Annotated in this window: 1 protein-coding gene; it reads right to left on the bottom strand. The window is 70.7% G+C overall.

Translation table 11 applies throughout. The features are described 5' to 3' along the window. On the bottom strand, window positions 1-615 hold a 615-nt coding region (locus BVI061214_RS00230), incomplete at both ends, for a phosphoenolpyruvate carboxylase (protein ID WP_156303165.1).

Below are 615 nucleotides of genomic sequence, written 5' to 3'. Positions count from 1 at the left end.
CCTCAGGGCCTCCTCCTGGGGCTCCTCCCCCACGGGGAGGAGGGGCCTCGCCGTCTTCAGCTCCTCGGTGAGGAGGGCCTCCTGGGCCTCGGGGGAAAGGCTTAGGAAGTCTGGGTGGACCCCGCCCAGGCGAAGGAGCTCGGCGGCGGCCAGGAGGAGCTTCCCCGACTCCTCCCGAAGGTCCAGGGGGGCGAGCTCCAGGCCGAAGGCGCTCAAGCGGGCCTCGAGGGGGCGCAAAAAGCTCCTCCCCACCTCCTCAAGCCCCACGGCCCTAAGCCCCCCTTCCGCCACCTTCAGGGCGGAAAGGAGCTCCTCGGTGGTGGCCTCGTCCTGGGAAACCTTCCGGTAGATTTGCGCGAAGAAGCGGCGGTAGGGCTCTCCGGGGAACCGCTCCACCCCCTCGCCCCCCGCCCGCACCTCCCGGGGCACGGGCACCTTGGCCTCGGAAAGGGAGAGGTCCCGCACCAAGGCTCCCAGCTCCTCCAGAACCTTTTCCTTGGCCACCTCGCGGGCGTAGCGGGCGGCGAAACGGGTGACCTGGGGGGTCACGAGGGGGTTCCCATCCCGGTCCCCGCCGATCCAGCTTCGGAAGCGGACAGGGCTTTTGAGGCGGGG

It is taken from the genome of Thermus aquaticus, assembly GCF_001280255.1.
Classification (GTDB): domain Bacteria; phylum Deinococcota; class Deinococci; order Deinococcales; family Thermaceae; genus Thermus; species Thermus aquaticus.
The sequence above is the reverse complement of the archived record's forward strand: the minus strand, read 5'-3'. Positions and strand labels throughout refer to the sequence as shown.